Consider the following 16,897-nt stretch of genomic DNA (forward strand, 5'->3'; position numbering starts at 1 on the left):
CTACCGCCGATCTCGATGCGCCTGAAATCAGCCGCAGCGAAGACCGGTTTTCGGGTCGAAGAGATGCATGGCCTCCTCGTCGAAGAAGAGGGTGAGTTTCTCGTTGTCGTGGATCGGCGTGCGCGGCGGCAGGCAGGCCATCAGGCCCTGGTTGCCAGCAAGGGCGGTGACGACGAGTTCCGGGCCGGTCAGTTCCGCCACTTCCGAGACCACCTCGATCGATAGGCCGGCACCATCCGTGCGCAGCGCCTCGGGGCGGATGCCGAGGATGAGCTCGCGGCCGTTGCCGGTCGCTTCGCGGAAACGGGTGGGCAGGGGCAAGGTTGCCTCGGAACCTGAAAGCGCCAGGCGGCCGTCGCGTATGTTCGTCTTCAGCAGGTTCATCGGCGGTGCGCCGACGAAGGTCGCGACATAGAGCGTTGCCGGATAATTGTAGATTTCCTCCGGCGTGCCCAGCTGCTCGATGCGGCCGTCGCGCATGACGGCGATGCGGCTGGCAAGCGTCATCGCTTCGATCTGGTCATGGGTGACGTAGACGACCGTGGTCTTCAGCATCTGGTGCAGGCGTTTGATCTCGGTGCGCATCTCCATGCGCAGCTTGGCGTCGAGGTTGGAGAGCGGCTCGTCGAACAGGAACACCTCTGGCTTGCGCACCAGCGCGCGGCCGATCGCGACGCGCTGGCGCTGGCCGCCGGAGAGCTGGGAGGGCTTGCGGTCGAGAAGGTTTTCGATCTGCAGGAGCTTTGCCGCCTCGTGCACGGCCTTGTCGCGTTGCGGCACCGGCACCTTGCGCATTTCCAGACCGAAGCCGATGTTCCGGTGCACCGTCAGATTGGGATAGAGCGCGTAGGACTGGAAGACCATGGCGATGTCGCGGTCTTTCGGATGCACGCCGAGCACCGAGCGGTCGCCGATCCTGACATCGCCGCTCGTTGCCTCGGCAAGGCCGGCGATGATGTTCAACAGCGTGGACTTGCCGCAGCCGGACGAGCCGAGCAGCACCAGGAATTCGCCGCTTTCCAGCGAGATGTCGATGCCCTTCAGCGTCTGGATGTCACCATAGGTCTTGCGGATGTTCTGGATTTCGAGCGCGCTCATCGCACGGGCTCCTCAATGGGTAATGGGCCGCCATAGTTGCGGGGAAGGGTGGAGATGGCGCGCGAGGCGACCTTGATTCCCAATGTCAGGCAGGAAACCAGCGGTTCGCCTCCAGCGAGCGCGGCGAGGAAGGCGGCGTTGAAGACGTCGCCCGCGCCGATCGTATCGATGACCTCGACAACCGGCGCTGCGACCGAAACCAGCTGACCATCCGGTCCGATCGCCACGGCGCCGTCAGGGCCGCGCTTGACGACGACGATCGCGCCTTCCGGCATATGCGAGCGGATTTGACGGGCGGCCTCGATCGGGTCGGCGATGCCGGCAAGCGTCGTGGATTCGACTTCGTTGAGCAATGCGATGCCACAGCGGGAGAGCCAGGCGCGCGTCGCCGCGCAATTCTCTTCGGTCCAGCCGTCGAGCGGCCAGCCGGTGTCGAGCGCGACGGTGACGCCATGGCTGTCTGCCCAGTTGAAGAAGGCGCCATATTCCGCTGTCAGATCGTCGGTCAGGAACGAGCCGCAGAGGAGCGCGTAACCGCCGCTGAGGCGCGGGCCGTCGAGGACCGCGAAGACGTCGGCCAGGCTGAAATGCGGCAGGTGGCCTCTGGTCGTGAAGAAGGTGCGCTCGCCGTCCGGATGGGTGAGGCCGACGGAGAGTGTCGTTTTCCGCTGATGTAGCGTCCATTTCTCGGAACGGTGGCCGAAGGCTTCGCTCAGCCAGCGGCCGTATTTGTCGCTGCCGATATTGGCGGCGATCTCGAATTCGACGCCGAGCGCATCCCAGGCAAGCGCACTGTTGCCGGCAGCTCCGCCGACCCGCAATTCGTCATGGTCGACGATGATCTCCGTCCCGGCCTTCGGCCAGGGGGCTACCGGTCCGAGGATCAGGTCGACATTGACGTTGCCGATGACTGCAAGTGGCCGCATTCATTCGCTCCGGGTGATCTTGGTGGATCGAACAGGTGTTCCAGCATTCTCCACGCGGGCATCGGCAAAGGCGATCATCAACCGCTGGGCGACCGGAAGCATGGCGAAGATCGCGGCAAGGCCGGTTGCCGGGGCAAAGCGGATCGTCACCGCGCCGGCGACCGGCGGTTGGCCCGATGCGTCGAAGAGAATGACGGGCGCGCCGGTTTCGACGGCGGATACCGCCATTGCCGTCACGAGGCTCGCGGTTTCGTCCGAGCCGCGGAAGAGCACGACGCCGATCTCCGGCCCCAGCATCTCCATCGGACCATGGCGCAACTGGCCGCCTTCGAGCGAAAAGCAGGGGCGGCGCGACAACTCCGTCAATCCGAGCGCCAATGCCTCGGCAACACCTTGCAGACGCCGTCCCGACGTGACGACCGTCCCGACTTTTTCGAGAGCAGTGAGGGCGTCAGCGATGTCGTGGTCTTCAGGCGCCTTGAGGACGGCGAGTGCTGCATCCGGGTCTTCGCCGAGGGCGGCGAGAATTGCGAGATGCAGGGCGAAGGTCACCGTCAGGCTGCGGGTTGCGGCGAAAGCCAGCTCGGTGCCACCGGCGCCGACCAGCGACGGGGCGGTTCTTGCGAGGAAGGAGCTGCCTTCGAGCGTCAGGCCGAAGGTCTCCTGCGTGCCGCCGGCCTCGTCGAACCAGCGCACGACCTCGGCGCTTTCGCCGGATTGCGAGGTGACGAAGATCGTCCTACCGGTGATCGGCAGCGGCTGGCCGAGCTGCTCGGACAGCGGCAAAGCGAGGGCATCGATGCCGAGCGCGCGGTAGAGCGGTTCGACGGCGCGGTTGACGGCATGCGAGCCGCCCATGCCGATCAGCAGCAGCCGGCCGGTCCGCTTCAACGATGCGGCGGCCTTGGCGGCCATCGGCCCGGCAGTCTCATAGGAGGCGATCGCATCGGCGTGCTGGCGCGCCATTTCCCGATCGATTGCGATAAGTCCAGCCGGACGGATTTTTTCCTCGGTCATCTTCATCCCTTGACGCCGCCGCTGGTCAGCCCCGAAATCAGGGCGCGTTGCATGACGAGGCCGATCAGCACCGGGGGCAGCGCGGCGAGCACGCCTGCCGTTGCGATCAGTCCGTAGTCGGAAACGCGGCCGCCGGCGAGATCGGCAATGGCGACGGTCAGCGTCTTGGCGCGCTGGTCCGAAGTGAAGAGCAGCGCATAGAAGAATTCATCCCAGGCCAGCAGGAAGGCAAAGAGGCTCGAGGTCGCAACCACGGGAGCGGCGAGCGGAAGCGTGATGATCCTGAGCGTCTGGAATAGGCCGGCGCCGTCGATCATGGCGGCGGATTCGATCTCGCGCGGGATGGAATCGAAGCCCGATTTCATCAGCCAGGTGGTGAAGGGTGCGAGAATGGTGAGATAGACGAGGGCGAGGCCGAAGACGTTGTTCAGCATGCCGAGATGGGAAAGGCCCATGTAGAGCGGCACGGCGAGCGCCACCGGCGGCAGCATGTAGGTGGCGATCACCATCGACAGCGACCAGCCGACGGAAGGCGTGCGCGACACCGCCCAGCCGGCCGGAATGGCGAGCGCGATGGCGGCGATCGTCGCCATGCCAGCCACCTCGATGCTGTTGCGCAGAGACGATGTGAAGGCGGCGCCGGCGCTGTTTTCGAGCGTCGAGAGCAGCACGCCATAACGAGAGAAATCGGTCGTCTGCGGCCACCAGCGCAGCGGTTTTGCCACAAGGTTGGCCGCCGGCGAGATGCTCATGATGAAGAGCCACAGCATCGGCGCCAGGATGACGGCGGCAAGCAGCAGGGCGCAGAAATATATAAAGACGGAAAAGAGTGGGCTTCTGCGTTCCATCAGGCGGCACTCCCGGCGGTCTTGCGAACGAGTACGGCATAGCCGGCGGCAAGCAACGTCACCAGCAGCGTGACGATCAGTGCCAGCGACGCGCCGGAGCCTGCCCGCTGGAAGGAGAAGGCCTCCTGATAGACGAGGATCGACAGCGTGCGGGTGCTGTTGGCCGGGCCGCCGCGGGTCATGACCCAGATGATGTCGAACACCTTGAAGGCCTCGATGGTGCGCAGCACCAGCGCCACCATCAGCGGGCCGGCGAGATAGGGCAGGATGACGAAGCGGAAGCGGGCAAGCGCGCCGGCGCCGTCGACGAGCGAGGCGGCGGTGATGTCGCGTGGCACGGCCTGGAGGGCGGCAAGCGCGATCAGCGCCACCAGCGGGAAATTCTTCCAGCAGTCGGCGACAATGAGGGCCGCCAGTGCGGTGCCCGGTTCGCCGAGCCAGGAGCGATAGGCATCGAGCAGACCGAGCTGAGTCAACGCGGCGTTCAGCGCGCCGTATTCCGGATTGTAGATCAGCCGCCAGAGTGTGGCGTTGACGACGGTCGGCAGCGCCCAGGGCAGGATCATCAGGGCGCGAAGCGCGGTGCGGCCACGGAATTGCTGGTTCAGCAGCAGGGCGGCAAGCACGCCGATCACCATTTCGGCGGCGACCGAGACGACCGCGAACCATGTGGTGGTGGCGAGCGTGCGCTGGAAATTCGAGCCGGAGATCATCTTCACGTAATTGTCGATGCCGACGAAACTGCCCTCGGTGCCGACGAGCTTGGCATCGGTGAAGGAGAGGCCGACGGTATCGATCAGGGGCCTGCCGATGACTGAGATCATCACCACGAGAAGCGGCAGCATCAAAAGCCACGCGCGGGTTGTCAGCCAAGTGCCCGACATCGAGGCGACCCTTCTTCATTCATAGGTTTGGAGACCGGGCGGCAGGCGCCGCCCGGGGTTCACGCCGGGCTCAGAGGCCGCTGTTTTCGGCCGCCGACTTCAGCGCGTCCTCGGGAGAGGACTGGCCGAGCAGCGATTCCTGGATCGCCTGCTGCAGCGCGGTCGAAAGTTCCTGATATTTCGGCGTCGTCGGGCGCGGATACATGGCGGCAAGGCCAACCTTGGCAGCAGAGATCAGTTCTTCCTGGCCCTTGGTGACGGCAGGGTCCTCGTAGGAGGAGGCCCAGATCGGCAGGCTGAGCTTGGCATAGGCGTTCTGCGTCGCCTGCGAGGTCATGAAGGCGATGTATTTCCACGCTTCGTCGGGATGCTTGCTGGCCGAGGTGATGCCGAGACCCATCGAACCGTTGACGGCCGAGGCCTCGCTCTTGCCGGCAACACCAGGCGCGGGCACGACGCCGACCTTGCCTGCTACCTTACTGTCCTTCGGGTCGTTGGCCATGTTGTACATGTAGGTCCAATTCAAAGCGAAGGCGGCATCGCCGTTTTCGAAGACCTTGCGGACATCCTCCTCGAGGAATTCCTTGGAGTTCGGGTTGGTCAGGCCGGAGGTATAGCTGGAGACCATGTATTTCAGCGCATCGAGGCCGCCGCCGCTCTGGAAGGCCGGCTTGCCGTTCTTCAGGAAATCGCCGCCATAGGCGCTGACGAGGGTGGTGTAGTCGCAGATCGCAGCTTCGGCCTGCGACCAGCTCCAGGCGATCGGCGTGGCGAGCAGACCCTTGTCCTTGATCGCCTTTGCCTGTTCGGTCAACTCGTCCCAGGTCTTCGGCGGTGCCTTGATGCCGGCCTTTTCGAGGATTTCTTTGTTGTAGAACAGGTATTTGGTGTCGAGGATCCAAGGCATGCCGTAATATTTGCCGTCATACTGGACGGTGGTCCAGGCGCCCGGCAGCACGCCCTTCTTCATATCGTCGGTGACGCGCGAGGAGACATCGACCAGCACCTTGTTGGTGGCGTATTCGGCCGGCCAGATGACGTCGAAAAGGACGACGTCGTAGCCGCCGCCGGAACCCTGCGCCAGCACCGTCTTGTCGTGCAGGCCTTCATAGGGAACGAACTCGAGATTGACCTTGATATCAGGGTTCGCCTTGGCGAAGGCGTCGGTCATGGCGCGCACATCGGCCTCGCTGTAAGCGGCCTGCGCCATGAAAAGCGCGTTCAGCGTCGTTTCGGCGAAAGCATGCGGTGCAAGGGACGCGCCGATCAAGGCCGCGCCCAGAAGCGTCTTGTTAAAAGATTTCAGCATTGCAGCCTCCAGTTTTTGACATTCACCCATGGCCGAGGGCGGACTTGGCCGCCATCGGTGTTCGAGAAGACACGCGTTGAAAACGTGCCGGTCCATCATCTCGGAGCGTCGTCGGAGGCCTCACCGGGCTTCCTGCGTTCCCTGGGACTCTCCGGTCCCTTATTAAGTCAAATGTATTGACTTAATAGTTCTTCAACATTCTAATGGAGTCAAGAGGCAATCGCACATGAATGACAGTCGCCCGATCCGGGCCAAGAGCGGCACCAATCACGAAGGCACCAGCGCGCATAACCGGCGGGTGATGATCGATGCCCTGAGGATCAACGGTGCGCTCTCTCGCGCCGATCTGGCACGGGCGACGCGGCTGACCAAGCAGACGGTGTCCAATATCATCGAAGAGCTCGAGCGCGACGGTCTCGTCGGCTCGAGGGACGCTGTGAAGAAGGGTAGGGGCCAGCCCTCGACGCCCTATGGGCTGGTGCCCCAAGGCGCTTTTGCGATCGGCCTGCAGATCGACCGGCATGTGACGCGGGCGGTTGCCGTCGATCTCGTCGGCAGCGTTCTCGTGCGTGCCGAGGCCGGTCTGCCGCCCAGAGGGCCGTCCAGAGGGACGAAGGTCATCCTCGATCTCGTCGCCGGCGTGCGTTCGAAGCTTGAAATCATCGCTCGGCAATCGGAAAGACGGCTCGTCGGTCTCGGTGTCGCCATGCCCGGGCCTTTCGGCGTCGACGGCAGCGGCGACGATCCGTGGATGATGGCGGCCTGGCAGCAGTTTCCGCTATTGGAAACGCTGGCCGCCGGCACCGGGCTCGACGTCGGCCTGCAGAACGATGCGGCAGCGGCCGCGACCGCCGAGCGCATGGTCGGAGCGGCCCATGGTCTCGACCATGCCGTCTGTCTCTTCGTCGGCTACGGCATCGGCGCGGGGCTCATTCTGAACGGCGAACTCTACGGCGGCGCCAACGGCAATGCCGGCGAGATCGGCATGGCGCTGCTGTTTGCCGACGGCAAATCGACGCCGCTCGAACATCGCGCCTCTCTCGCCTCGCTCTACGAGCATCTCTCGGCCGATCCTGCCGACCCCGCTCTTCATGCCCGCATCAACGACCTTGCCTTGAGGGGCGATCCAAGCATCCAGGCCTGGGTCAAGGCGGCAGCAGTGGATCTGCGCTGGAGTATCCATCTTATCGAAACGATCTTCGATCCACAGACGGTGATCCTCTGCGGCAGTGCGCCGGAGGCGCTTGTCAATAGCTTGATTGCGGCGGTCGGCCCGCTGCTGCCTTCGATCGCCGAACGGCGCGGCCGGACGCTGCCGCGCCTGCAGCCCGGCATGGCCGATCCCTGGTCGGTGGCGCTCGGAGCTGCCGCCGGACCGATCAGCCGAGCATTCGATCCGCGTTTTGCTGCAATTTTGAAGGACTCCCTCTGATTTTGCGCTGAAACTGGGCGTTGCACAGCAGTGCAACGGCAAAAATGCGAATGTTTTCGCAAGTTTTCTCGCGACCGCTGCGCCAACAAATGAGGCTTTGTTGCAATATAAGCAAATATTCGATATCTTCTGAAATAGCGGTTATTTGAATGGGGGTATATAGAATTGCCAATATATTTGGGAAGCTCGCAAAGCTTCTCCGAATATTTCTTGATGCGCTCCGAATAACGATTGTATGTCAGTTTTGTGACAACTAGAATTTGAGCGTTTCATGTCATGTAATATTCATTGGCCGTGGTAATTTGAACCAGCTAATAGGGCGTGCGCTGAAAGTGCGCGTCCATTTTACGTTCGAGGTTCTCATGCAGGCCAAGCTTCTCGGCGCCGTTGGCGCCCTTCTCGCTACAGCGTTTCTTGCCGGTCCCGCTGCCGCCGCCGATAAGACCAAGATTGACTTCTGGTTCGGCAATTCCGGTGACATTGCAAAGCGTGTCCAGGAACAGTGTGATCGCTTCAACCAGTCGCAGTCGGATTACGAAGTCGTCTGCACCAGCCAGGGCAGCTACGACGCTTCCCTGCAGAACACGATTGCAGCCTTCCGCGCCGGCAAGCAGCCGACCATCGCCCAGGTTTCCGACGCCGGCACGCTCGACATCATGCTCTCCGGCGCTTACTACCCGGCAAACAAGCTGATGGCCGATACCGGCTACACCGTCGACTGGAAGGACTACTTCTCCGGCATCGCAAACTATTATGCGACGTCCAAGGGCGAGATGTATTCCTTCCCCTTCAACTCGTCGACCGCTCTCTTCTACTGGAACAAGGATGCCTTCGCCAAGATCGGCAAGGACCATGCTCCGACCACCTGGCAGGAAGCCGGCGAAGACTTCAAGGCCCTGAAGGACGCAGGTTATGCCTGCCCGCTCGGCTTCGAGATCTCCAGCAACGAAGTCTGGCAGTACATCGAGCAGTTTGAAGCGGTCAACGGCGAAGCCATCGCGACGAAGAAGAACGGCTTCGAAGGCCTCGACGCCGAGCTGGTGTTCAACAAGAACCCGCTTCTCGTCAGCTACGTCAAGGACCTCAAGTCCTGGTACGACAACAAGCTCGCCGTCATCAAGAACAAGGCCGTCGGCCAGACCTTCGTCGAAGCCTTTGCTGCCGGCGATTGCCAGGTCATCCTGACCTCGGTCGGCGATCACGGCAATATCGGCCGCACCGCCAAGCAGGGCATGAACTGGGGCGTTTCCATGCTCCCGACCTACGGCAATGCAACCCGTCACAGCTCCTTCGTCGGCGGCGCTTCGCTCTGGGTCCTGAAGGGTCACACCGACGCCGAATACAAGGCTGCGGCTGCCTTCTTCAATTTCGTCGCAAAGCCGGAAGAAGCTCTGACCTGGTCGACCGTTACCGGCTATATCCCGGTTCGTAACTCCGGCTTCGAATATCTGAAGAAGCAGGGTTTCTACGACAAGGCCCCCTATGCCGGCCGTGAACTCGCCATTCAGAGCCTTACCGCTTCGCCTGCTGACGACACCGCTCCGCACGGCATCCGCCTCGGCGGCCTGCTGCAGGTACGCACCGAGATCGCCAACAGCCTGCAGGCAATCTTCGTCAACAACGCCGACGTCCAGGCTTCGCTCGACGGTGCTGCTGAACGCGGCAACCAGCTCCTGCGCCGCTTCCAGCAGACCTACAAGAACGTTCAGCTTCCCTGATCGACTGACATGAGCCGCACCCGGCCCGCATTGCGCGAGCCGGGTGTGTCTTTGTACACTCCATGCCGGCCGCAGAGGCGAACTCGCCGCCTGCGCCCAAACCAAACCTGGACGAAAACGACCACTCATGGAAAAGCGCGTCACTTTCTCCTCGACGACGATCGGATTGCTCTTCGCGTTTCCGATGCTACTGCTGATCTTCGTCTTCTTCTATTGGCCAAGCGCGCAGGCGCTCTATTGGGCGTTCACGCTCGAGCAGCCATGGGGTGGCGGCAACGCCTGGGTGGGTTTCGACAATTTCAAACAGCTCCTCGGCGATCCGATCTACTGGGACTCCGTCACCCGCAGCATGATCTTCGGCTTCAGTTCGACCGCCATCGCCATGGGACTGGCGCTCATCCTGGCGCTGTTGACGGATCGTGAACTGCGCGGCCACAAAATCTATCGGTCCGTCTTCATCTGGCCGTATGCGATTGCCGCTCCCGCTCTCGGCCTCGCTTTCCGCTTCATCCTGGCGCCGGAGGCCGGCCTTCTCTCGGTCATCAATCACGTCTGGCCCGGCCTCTGGAATCCTGCGCTCGACGGCAAGGACGCGATGATCGCCGTTATCATCGCCTTTTCCTGGAAATATATCGGCTACAACTTCATCTTCTTCCTCTCGGCCCTTCAGGGCATTCCGCGCTCGCTGATCGAAGCGGCCGCCATGGACGGTTCCGGGCCGATGCGCCGCATCTGGGATATTCAGCTGCCGCTGTTGACGCCGACGCTGTTTTTCCTGCTCGTCATCAACATCACCGAAAGCTTCCAGGATTCCTTCGGTATCGTCGACGTCATGACGCAGGGCGGCCCGGCCCGCGCCACCGATCTCATGGTCTACAAGATCTATTTCGACGGCTTCAGAGGGCTCGACTATTCGGGCGCCGCAGCGCAGTCCATCATCCTGATGCTGCTGGTCATCCTGCTCACCATCTTCCAGTTCCGCTTCATCGAGCGGCGTGTGCATTACAAGTGAGGTCGCGGAAATGATCGAACGCACGCCGATATTCAACTTCATCTGCTATACGCTTCTGGCGCTCGGCATGGTGATCGCGCTTCTGCCTTTCGTCATCGTCATCATCGCATCGACCCTCGATCTCGAGACGGTCAATCGCGTGCCGCTACCGCTGACGCCAGGCTCGCATTTCTGGGAAAACATCCAGACCGCCTGGGTTCGCGCCGATCTCGGCAACAAGCTGTTTCACAGCATCATCTTCGCCACGGCGGTCGGCGCGGGCAAGGTCATCCTTTCCTCGATGGCCGCCTTCTCGATCGTCTATTTCCGCTTCCGCGGCCGGTATGTGATTTTCTGGATCATCTTCATCACGCTGATGCTGCCGCTGGAGGTTCGCATCGTGCCGACCTATTCGATTGCGGCCAACGCGCTGCAGCCTTTCCAGGCGATCCTTGATATCACCGGCATAAGCTGGCTCGTCGCTGAGATTACCGGCATTCAGATCAAGCTCGAATGGGGGCTGCTGAATTCCTATCCCGGCCTCGTTCTGCCGCTCGTCGCAACCGCAACCGGCACTTTCCTTTACCGGCAGTTCTACCTGACGGTTCCGGACGAGCTTGCCGAGGCCTCGAAGATGGACGGATCGGGTGCGGTCCGGTTCTTCTGGGATATTCTGCTGCCGCTTTCGCGCCCGAACATGATCGCGCTGTTCACGATCATGTTCGTCTGGGCCTGGAACCAGTATCTCTGGCCGTTGCTGATCACCACCGATCCGAATTTCGGCATTGCGGTGACGCAGCTCAAGACCCTCATCCCGTCCGAATTCGGCCTGCCCGACTGGAACGTCGCCATGGCCGGAACCCTTATCATCATGTTGCCGCCACTGGTGCTCGTCATTCTGATGCAGCGCTGGTTCGTACGCGGCCTTATCTCCACCGAGAAGTGAAGGAGTAGTCCTTTGGCACCGATCTCAATCCGCGATGTGAAGAAGAGCTACGGCAAGAATCCCGTCGTTCACGGCGTCGATCTCGAAATCCAGTCCGGCGAATTCATCGTCATCCTCGGCCCGTCCGGCTGCGGCAAGTCCACGCTGCTGCGCATGATCGCCGGCCTCGAGGAAATCAGTGGCGGCGAAATCGCCATCGACGGGCGCGTCGTCAACCAGCTGGAGCCGCGTGAACGCGGCTGCGCCATGGTGTTCCAGAACTATGCGCTTTATCCGCACATGACCGTCGCCGAAAATATCGGCTACGCCTTGAAGGTGGCAGGCGTCGCGAAGGCGGAGCGCGCCCGGCGCATCAACGAGGTCGCCAAGGCGCTCAGCCTCGAACCGTTCCTCGAACGGCGGCCGGCCGCTCTTTCCGGCGGTCAGCGCCAGCGTGTCGCCATGGGCCGCGCGATGATCCGCGAGCCGAAGGTGTTCCTCTTCGACGAACCGCTGTCGAACCTCGATGCCAAGCTGCGCATCGCCATGCGCGCCGAAATCCGCCGTCTGCACCGCCGCCTCGGCGCCACCTCGATCTTCGTCACGCACGACCAGACCGAGGCGATGACGCTGGCCGACCGGCTCGTGGTCATGAATGGCGGCAAGGTCGAGCAGGTCGGCACGCCGGAAGAGGTCTATCATCATCCGGTCTCGCGCTTCGTCGCCGGCTTTGTCGGCACGCCGGCAATGAACCTGCTCGAAGGCACGATCAACGATGACGGCGTCTTCGTCTACGATCAGAGCCGCAAGATCGCGCTGCCGCGCGAACGCGCCGCACCTCTGAAGGGCAAACGCGTCGTGCTCGGCATGCGCGCCGAGGCCGCCCGGCTGGTGGCTCCGGATGCGCCGGGCGCATTGGTGGCGACGGCCGACTTCATCGAAGAGCTTGGCGCGAGCCGCGTCGTCCACGCCGATTTCGACGGACTGCCCTTTGCCGTGGCGCTGACCGAGGCCGTGACCGTGAAATCGGGCGATCCGATCGGCATCGCGATCGATCACAACGCGATCCATCTCTATGCCGCCGATACCGGCCGGATCATCGAGAACCCCGCCGTGATCGGCGCCGACGCCGTTCACGCCTGAGCGCCGCAGCCGCTTCCGCTCCCGCGTGAGGGCCTGATATCAGCGATGGATCGGGTCGATCCAGGGGACGTCTTCCGGTTTCTCGACCGGCTCGATATCGAGATTGACGACGACGGGTTCCTGGCCCGAACGGACGAGCACGCATTCCAGCGTCTCGTCGCGGCTGGCGTTGATCTCCTGGTGCGGCACGAAGGGCGGGACGTAGATGAAATCGCCGGGGCCGGCCTCGGCGGTATATTCCAGGTGCTCGCCCCAGCGCATGCGGGCCTTGCCCTTGACCACATAGATGATGCTTTCGAGATCGCCATGATGGTGGGCGCCGGTCTTGGCATTGGCGTGGATCGTCACCGTGCCCGCCCAGATCTTTTCGGCGCCGGCGCGGGCATTGTTGATCGCGGTCGCGCGGTTCATGCCCGGCGTCTGCGCGGTGTTCGGATCGAGCGAATTGCCGGGAATGACCTTGACGCCATGTTCGCGCCAGTCGACGTGATGATGCTCGTGGTCGTCGCTCATGCCTTGCCTCCGTCTCGGATTTGGTCAGTCTAGGCGGGAGCTGTGCAGCCGCCAAGCAAAAGGAAAGAGCAGACCCGATGAGCCACCTTCCGCAGATCGACTACGACAGCGCTTCCGAAGAGGTTCGCGCGGCGCATGACGAGGAAATCAGGCTGCGCGGGCGCATGACCAACATGAAGCGGACGCTTTTACATTCGCCGGTCGCCCATCGCATCTATGCCGAATGGTTCACACTGCGGGCTGAACTCGATCCCGCGATCAGCGACCGGGAGATTTGGATCTTCTCGCATGCGATCTCGAAGGCGGCGAATTCGAAGATCGCCATCACCTTCTTTCGCCGGGCATTGATCAACAAGGGTTTCAATCCTGATGCTCTGGAGCTTTCACGGGAGGAAGCGCTGCTTGCCGCCTTCGGCAAGGCTGTTGTGGCCGATTCCAACGCCGTTCCGGCCGAGCTCTGGGCGAGACTGAAGGAACGCTACGAGACCAAGGTGCTCGTCAATCTCGTTGCCTTTGCCGGCATCATGCTGGCGACCGCCATCTTCAACAATGTCGTCGAGGTGGATTTCGACCCGGAGCTTGAAGCCTTTGCCGAAGGCGCCGGATCATCCGCCTCCTGAATTTCTGCCGAGCGCGGCGATGGCGGCCCTGACCGCGTGCCCGCCGGGCTTGCTCGGCCGGTATTCGAGGCCGACGGCGCCGTCATAGCCGTTGGCGAAGATCCAGCCGAGGCGATGGGCAAGGTCGATGCCGCCGGAGCCGGGCTCGTTGCGGCCGGGATGATCGGCGACATGGACGTGGACGACACGGTCGAGACGGCCGTCCAGCACGTCCTCGGTCCGCTCGTCCATCACAGCGGAATGGTAGATGTCGTAGACGATGCCGATCTCGGGGCGGGCGACATCGTCAATGATGTCGAGGCCTCCGCGGGTCGAGTCGAGGAAATAACCGATATGATCGATGCGGATGTTGAGCGGCTCGACGCCGAGGCGCACACCGCTGCCTTCAAGGACATCGGCGCCTGATTTCAGCGTTTCGGTGAGCGCCTGGCGCTGCTCTTTGCGGCTCAAACCGGGAAGATCGTCTCCTGCCTGGGCGATCAGCACGGGTGCGCCGAGGCGCCTGGCGACGGCAACGGAATCGGCAAGGCCCGCAAGCCAGGCTTGCCGGTTGGCGGCATCGGTCAGCGCGATCATCGGTTCGGCGACGAGGCTGGTGACGACAAGGCCGGTTTCCTTCAGCGCCGCCTCGATCGCGTCCAGATCCTTGTCGGTCCAGCGCCAGAATTCGACGGCCGTCAGGCCGCCGGCATGGGCGCGACGGATGCGATCGGCAAAGCTGTCACCCTCTTCGGCAAACAGCCATTCTATGCAGGCGGAATAACGTCGCATGAAAACTCCTCCAAGTGTGGCGCAGGCTGCGATAGATCGAAGCCTGCCGCAAGAGGCGTTCTTATGCTTGACGCCCGGATTCATTGGCGGAACACTCCGCGCATCGGGCCGGATCGCCGGCTGCTTCGGGAGGAAGACATGGATCTGGGATTGAAGGGAAAGATTGCCGTCATAACTGGTGCGTCGGTCGGCATCGGGCTTGCGATCGCCGAGGGACTGGCGGCCGAGGGCGCCGACCTGGTGCTGGCGGCGCGCGGCGGCGAACGGCTGGAGGCGGAAGCCGCTCGCATTGCCGAGAAATATGGTGTCAGCGCCACCGCTGTCGTCGCCGACGTGGCGACGGCTGGCGGAACCGAAGCAATCATTGCGGCGGCGGCTGAAAAAGGCGGCGCCGATATCCTCATCAACAATGCCGGTACCGGATCGAACGAGACTGTCATGGAAGCGCCTGACGAGAAGTGGCAGGCCTATTGGGACCTGCATGTGATGGCCGCCGTTCGGCTCGCGAGAGGCATTGCGCCGCAGATGAAGAGACGCGGCGGCGGGGTGATCTTGCACAATGCCTCGATCTGCGCCGTCCAGCCGCTCTGGTACGAGCCGATCTACAATGTCAGCAAGTCGGCGCTGATGATGTTTTCGAAGACGCTCTCGACCGAACTCATCCAGGACAATATCCGCGTCAACTGCGTCAATGCCGGCCTGATCCTGACGCCCGACTGGATCAAGACGGCCAAGCAGCTGACGGCCGAGACCGGTGGCAATTGGGAAGGCTATCTACAGGCCGTCGCCAACGAACATGCCTCCTCCAAACGTTTCGGCACGCCGGAGGAACTGGCGAACGTCTTTGTCTTTCTAAGCTCGGAGCGGGCAAGTTATTGCATCGGCTCGACCTATTTCGTCGACGGCGGCATGCTGAAAACGATCTGATCAAAGCTGGTTGCCAATATAAGCTATAAATAATAGCTATTTTGTTGTATGTTCACGCTTTTGACGCTATTTGCCTGCTATTGGGCAGGATCAATACTGCGATTCCACAAGGCGACGACGATGTTGACGAAAAAGGGAAAATACGGGCTGAAAGCACTGGTCGATCTGGCGCGACTTGCGCCGGGTGAAACCGCCTTCATCAATGACGTCGCGGCCCGCAACAATATCCCGAAGAAGTTCCTCGATACGATCCTGCTCGAACTGCGCAACGTCGGTATCCTGCGCTCGAAGAAGGGACCGGGCGGCGGATATTCCCTGTCGCGCCCGGCTTCCGAAATCCGCATCGGCCATGTCATCCGCACACTGGACGGGCCCTTGGCGCCGATCCGCTGCGCCAGCCGCACGGCTTACGAGGCCTGCGACGACTGCGCCGATCCCGAAACCTGTCAGGTGCGGCGCTCGATGACCGATGTTCGGGACGCGATCGCCGACATTCTCGACAATATGACCCTCGAGCAATTCGTCGCAGACGGCGGCCGTATCGAGCCCGAGAAGGAAGAATTCCCGATCTCCGCCGCCAGCTAAAGCGGCGAAGCTGAAAGATCGCGACACGCGTTGGCCGGAAGGCTTCAGGCCGCGCCGGACTTCGACATATATTCTCCGGCAGCATGCATCAGCCCATCCCGCGGCAGCGACAGCGCGTGGATGCGAGCATTGCGCCAATGCCGGTCGAGATTGAGCCCGATGCCGGCCGATGTTTCCCCCGCAAGTTCGAACATAGCGTTTGCGGTGCCGAGCGCCGTTTCCCCGGCAAGGATTGCCGCCGCCGAAGCGGAGAAATGCGCGTCCGCCATCGCTGCTCCCACAGAGTTGACCTGAGCGATGTCGAGCTTGCGGCCGGCCCGTTCCAAGGCTGCGGCCGTCGTTTCGATGCGGATGGCGTGTTCGCCGAGCCGGGCAAAGATGGCAGTGCGGTCGCCGATCGCGGTCATCAGGTCGGTCCATGCCGCCCGCGCAATGCCGAGGCTCACGCCAGCCTTGAGCAGCAGGCCGAGCGAGATGCAGGTCGAATATTCTAAGGAGGGGGCAGGTGCAATTGCATCGGCATTGACATGGAAAGGGCCGACGATCGCCGTCGCCGATCCGTTCGTGCGCTGGCCGAAACCGTCCCAGTCGTCGACCACCTGGATGCTTTCGTCGCCGCGTGCGAGGTAGAGCGTCACCGGGCGGCTGGGCGGTGCAGTGGCGGCAGTGGCAATCCAGTCGGCGAAGAGAATGCCGGGCGCCTGGCGCGTGCGCCCGCTCAGCCGGTAGCCCGGGCCTTCGGCCGTCAGTTCGGTGCCGTCGATGAAGGTGGCGGCTGCGAAGCGGTCACCCTCCAGCACACGAGCAAACAGCGATGCCTTGAGATCCTCGGCGGCTTGCGTCCGGAGAGTCTCGAGCACGCAAAAATGGTTTTCCAGCGCCTCGCCGATCGAGGCATCGCCCTCGGCGATGATCGCAACGATTTCGGCAAGCAGGGCGTTCGACACGTCGAGCCCCTGATAGTCGGGCGGAACGGTGATTGCCGTCAGGCCGGATGTCGATAGCGCGTCGAGCTCGGCATGGGGCAGAATGCGGTTGATATCGCGTTCGCTCGCCTGCCGACGGAATGTCGCGGCAAGGTCACGTGCCGTCGAGATCGCCTCCTCTTCGCTTTCGATGCGGTGCGCGGGAGGCCTCAGGCTGTCATGAAACTGCGATACCGTTCCCATCGGTCACTCTTTCCTCGACGC

General features: G+C 62.6%; 17 protein-coding genes. 8 read left to right on the forward strand and 9 right to left on the reverse strand.

Annotated features, from left to right (window positions below):
• Positions 1–27 precede the first annotated feature (27 nt).
• The 6 genes from EFD55_RS11395 to EFD55_RS11420 form a co-directional block, all read right to left on the reverse strand.
• Positions 28–1,098: an ABC transporter ATP-binding protein gene (locus EFD55_RS11395; RefSeq protein WP_125845157.1), complete on the reverse strand. Its 1,071-nt coding sequence runs from the start codon at positions 1,096–1,098 to the stop codon at positions 28–30.
• The gene (locus EFD55_RS11400) at positions 1,095–2,024 is read right to left on the reverse strand and encodes a PfkB family carbohydrate kinase (protein WP_125845158.1); all 930 of its coding nucleotides are present in this window, start codon (positions 2,022–2,024) and stop codon (positions 1,095–1,097) included. Before EFD55_RS11400 ends, EFD55_RS11395 begins: the two co-directional genes overlap by 4 nt.
• Positions 2,025–3,047 (reverse strand): SIS domain-containing protein, encoded by a 1,023-nt coding sequence (locus tag EFD55_RS11405; protein WP_125845159.1) that lies wholly within the window; start codon positions 3,045–3,047, stop codon positions 2,025–2,027. It abuts the gene before it with no gap.
• Positions 3,044–3,889, reverse strand: coding sequence for a carbohydrate ABC transporter permease (locus EFD55_RS11410; protein WP_125845160.1), 846 nt, complete (start codon positions 3,887–3,889; stop codon positions 3,044–3,046). Before EFD55_RS11410 ends, EFD55_RS11405 begins: the two co-directional genes overlap by 4 nt.
• Positions 3,889–4,773 (reverse strand): carbohydrate ABC transporter permease, encoded by an 885-nt coding sequence (locus EFD55_RS11415; protein ID WP_125845161.1) that lies wholly within the window; start codon positions 4,771–4,773, stop codon positions 3,889–3,891. The genes EFD55_RS11410 and EFD55_RS11415 overlap by 1 nt, the downstream gene beginning before the upstream one ends.
• A gap of 70 nt (positions 4,774–4,843) precedes the next feature.
• A complete protein-coding gene (locus tag EFD55_RS11420) occupies positions 4,844–6,082 on the reverse strand; it encodes an extracellular solute-binding protein (protein WP_125845162.1) in 1,239 nt (412 codons plus the stop codon).
• A 226-nt stretch (positions 6,083–6,308) separates the two neighbouring features.
• On the opposite strand from EFD55_RS11420, the gene EFD55_RS11425 reads away from it, so the two are divergent.
• The 5 genes from EFD55_RS11425 to EFD55_RS11445 all read left to right on the forward strand — a co-directional run bounded on the left by EFD55_RS11425 (position 6,309) and on the right by EFD55_RS11445 (position 12,291).
• Positions 6,309–7,514, forward strand: coding sequence for an ROK family transcriptional regulator (locus EFD55_RS11425; RefSeq protein ID WP_125845163.1), 1,206 nt, complete (start codon positions 6,309–6,311; stop codon positions 7,512–7,514).
• 362 nt (positions 7,515–7,876) lie between these two features.
• Entirely contained in the window at positions 7,877–9,232 is a 1,356-nt protein-coding gene (locus EFD55_RS11430) for an extracellular solute-binding protein (RefSeq protein WP_125845164.1), read from the forward strand.
• Between the two features lie 127 nt (positions 9,233–9,359).
• Positions 9,360–10,244: a carbohydrate ABC transporter permease gene (locus EFD55_RS11435; RefSeq protein WP_125845165.1), complete on the forward strand. Its 885-nt coding sequence runs from the start codon at positions 9,360–9,362 to the stop codon at positions 10,242–10,244.
• A 10-nt stretch (positions 10,245–10,254) separates the two neighbouring features.
• Positions 10,255–11,169 carry an ABC transporter permease subunit gene (locus EFD55_RS11440; RefSeq protein ID WP_125845166.1) on the forward strand — a complete coding sequence of 305 codons (915 nt, stop codon included), beginning with the start codon at positions 10,255–10,257 and terminating at the stop codon, positions 11,167–11,169.
• A 12-nt stretch (positions 11,170–11,181) separates the two neighbouring features.
• Entirely contained in the window at positions 11,182–12,291 is a 1,110-nt protein-coding gene (locus EFD55_RS11445; protein WP_125845167.1) for a sn-glycerol-3-phosphate import ATP-binding protein UgpC, read from the forward strand.
• Positions 12,292–12,330: 39 nt separating this feature from the next.
• Here the strand turns inward: EFD55_RS11445 and EFD55_RS11450 are convergent, their stop codons facing one another.
• Positions 12,331–12,804: a cupin domain-containing protein gene (locus EFD55_RS11450; RefSeq protein ID WP_125845168.1), complete on the reverse strand. Its 474-nt coding sequence runs from the start codon at positions 12,802–12,804 to the stop codon at positions 12,331–12,333.
• 77 nt (positions 12,805–12,881) lie between these two features.
• On the opposite strand from EFD55_RS11450, the gene EFD55_RS11455 reads away from it, so the two are divergent.
• Positions 12,882–13,424, forward strand: coding sequence for a carboxymuconolactone decarboxylase family protein (locus tag EFD55_RS11455; protein ID WP_125845169.1), 543 nt, complete (start codon positions 12,882–12,884; stop codon positions 13,422–13,424).
• Here EFD55_RS11455 and EFD55_RS11460 read toward each other — a convergent pair.
• Positions 13,410–14,195 carry a TIM barrel protein gene (locus EFD55_RS11460; protein WP_125845170.1) on the reverse strand — a complete coding sequence of 262 codons (786 nt, stop codon included), beginning with the start codon at positions 14,193–14,195 and terminating at the stop codon, positions 13,410–13,412. The genes EFD55_RS11455 and EFD55_RS11460 overlap by 15 nt on opposite strands.
• Positions 14,196–14,333: 138 nt before the next feature.
• Between EFD55_RS11460 and EFD55_RS11465 the strand changes: the two genes are divergently transcribed.
• Positions 14,334–15,122, forward strand: a complete 789-nt coding sequence (locus EFD55_RS11465; RefSeq protein WP_125845171.1) for an SDR family NAD(P)-dependent oxidoreductase — start codon at positions 14,334–14,336, stop codon at positions 15,120–15,122.
• A gap of 120 nt (positions 15,123–15,242) precedes the next feature.
• On the forward strand, positions 15,243–15,707 hold the full coding sequence (locus EFD55_RS11470; RefSeq protein WP_125845172.1) for an RrF2 family transcriptional regulator: 465 nt from the start codon (positions 15,243–15,245) through the stop codon (positions 15,705–15,707).
• A gap of 44 nt (positions 15,708–15,751) precedes the next feature.
• Here the strand turns inward: EFD55_RS11470 and EFD55_RS11475 are convergent, their stop codons facing one another.
• Entirely contained in the window at positions 15,752–16,876 is a 1,125-nt protein-coding gene (locus tag EFD55_RS11475) for an acyl-CoA dehydrogenase family protein (RefSeq protein WP_125845173.1), read from the reverse strand.
• Positions 16,877–16,897: the final 21 nt, after the last annotated feature.

Source organism: Rhizobium pisi (assembly GCF_003938655.1).
Lineage (GTDB): Bacteria > Pseudomonadota > Alphaproteobacteria > Rhizobiales > Rhizobiaceae > Rhizobium > Rhizobium pisi.

What these genes read in the sequence shown, in the direction of transcription:
- EFD55_RS11410 (WP_125845160.1), bottom strand. Translation starts at nt 3,889, where the DNA reads ATGGAACGCAGAAGCCCACTCTTTTCCGTCTTTATATATTTCTGCGCC.
- EFD55_RS11415 (WP_125845161.1), bottom strand. Translation starts at nt 4,773, where the DNA reads ATGTCGGGCACTTGGCTGACAACCCGCGCGTGGCTTTTGATGCTGCCG.
- EFD55_RS11400 (WP_125845158.1), bottom strand. Translation starts at nt 2,024, where the DNA reads ATGCGGCCACTTGCAGTCATCGGCAACGTCAATGTCGACCTGATCCTC.
- EFD55_RS11430 (WP_125845164.1), top strand. Translation starts at nt 7,877, where the DNA reads ATGCAGGCCAAGCTTCTCGGCGCCGTTGGCGCCCTTCTCGCTACAGCG.
- EFD55_RS11455 (WP_125845169.1), top strand. Translation starts at nt 12,882, where the DNA reads ATGAGCCACCTTCCGCAGATCGACTACGACAGCGCTTCCGAAGAGGTT.
- EFD55_RS11470 (WP_125845172.1), top strand. Translation starts at nt 15,243, where the DNA reads ATGTTGACGAAAAAGGGAAAATACGGGCTGAAAGCACTGGTCGATCTG.
- EFD55_RS11440 (WP_125845166.1), top strand. Translation starts at nt 10,255, where the DNA reads ATGATCGAACGCACGCCGATATTCAACTTCATCTGCTATACGCTTCTG.
- EFD55_RS11395 (WP_125845157.1), bottom strand. Translation starts at nt 1,098, where the DNA reads ATGAGCGCGCTCGAAATCCAGAACATCCGCAAGACCTATGGTGACATC.
- EFD55_RS11420 (WP_125845162.1), bottom strand. Translation starts at nt 6,082, where the DNA reads ATGCTGAAATCTTTTAACAAGACGCTTCTGGGCGCGGCCTTGATCGGC.
- EFD55_RS11465 (WP_125845171.1), top strand. Translation starts at nt 14,334, where the DNA reads ATGGATCTGGGATTGAAGGGAAAGATTGCCGTCATAACTGGTGCGTCG.
- EFD55_RS11425 (WP_125845163.1), top strand. Translation starts at nt 6,309, where the DNA reads ATGAATGACAGTCGCCCGATCCGGGCCAAGAGCGGCACCAATCACGAA.
- EFD55_RS11460 (WP_125845170.1), bottom strand. Translation starts at nt 14,195, where the DNA reads ATGCGACGTTATTCCGCCTGCATAGAATGGCTGTTTGCCGAAGAGGGT.
- EFD55_RS11405 (WP_125845159.1), bottom strand. Translation starts at nt 3,047, where the DNA reads ATGAAGATGACCGAGGAAAAAATCCGTCCGGCTGGACTTATCGCAATC.
- EFD55_RS11450 (WP_125845168.1), bottom strand. Translation starts at nt 12,804, where the DNA reads ATGAGCGACGACCACGAGCATCATCACGTCGACTGGCGCGAACATGGC.
- EFD55_RS11435 (WP_125845165.1), top strand. Translation starts at nt 9,360, where the DNA reads ATGGAAAAGCGCGTCACTTTCTCCTCGACGACGATCGGATTGCTCTTC.
- EFD55_RS11475 (WP_125845173.1), bottom strand. Translation starts at nt 16,876, where the DNA reads ATGGGAACGGTATCGCAGTTTCATGACAGCCTGAGGCCTCCCGCGCAC.